1 rRNA gene is annotated in these 540 nt (G+C 48.5%); it reads right to left on the reverse strand.

Features of this window, described 5'->3' with window-relative positions:
- A 23S ribosomal RNA gene (locus tag EC604_RS29540) occupies positions 1–331 on the reverse strand; the annotation flags it as partial.
- Positions 332–540 lie beyond the last annotated feature (209 nt).

Raw genomic sequence — 540 nt, forward strand, 5'->3', positions numbered from 1 at the left:
CTCCTTTGTAACTCCATGTGAGACGTCCCACAACCCCAAAGAGCAAGCTCTCTGGTTTGGGCTTCTCCGCGTTCGCTCGCCGCTACTGACGGAATCACTATTGTTTTCTCTTCCTCAGGGTACTTAGATGTTTCAGTTCCCCTGGTATGCCTCTACACAACCTATGTATTCAGTTATGAGTAACTGGATATTACCCCAGCTGGGTTTCCCCATTCGGACATCCCCGGATCAAAGCTTGCTTACAGCTCCCCGAGGCAGTTTCGTTGTTCGCCACGTCCTTCATCGGCTCCTAGCGCCTAGGCATCCTCCGTGTGCTCTTAGTAGCTTAACCATTGCGCTCGTGTTCGAGCTGTCGCTCCGCTTGGTTTGCTTGCGCAAATCCAAAAGTCGCTCCATTTCGATCACTCGCTCCAGCAATCTACCTTATAAAACACTTCACTTGTTTACACAAGATCAGCTTAAAGGAATGTTCTAATTCGCGTTTGTTTCGTTTCGATATCTAGTTTTCAAAGAACAAATCGTTTGGTTCGGGCCGTTCAC

Origin of the sequence: Paenibacillus amylolyticus (assembly GCF_003719335.1) — a bacterium.
Lineage (GTDB): Bacteria > Bacillota > Bacilli > Paenibacillales > Paenibacillaceae > Paenibacillus > Paenibacillus amylolyticus_D.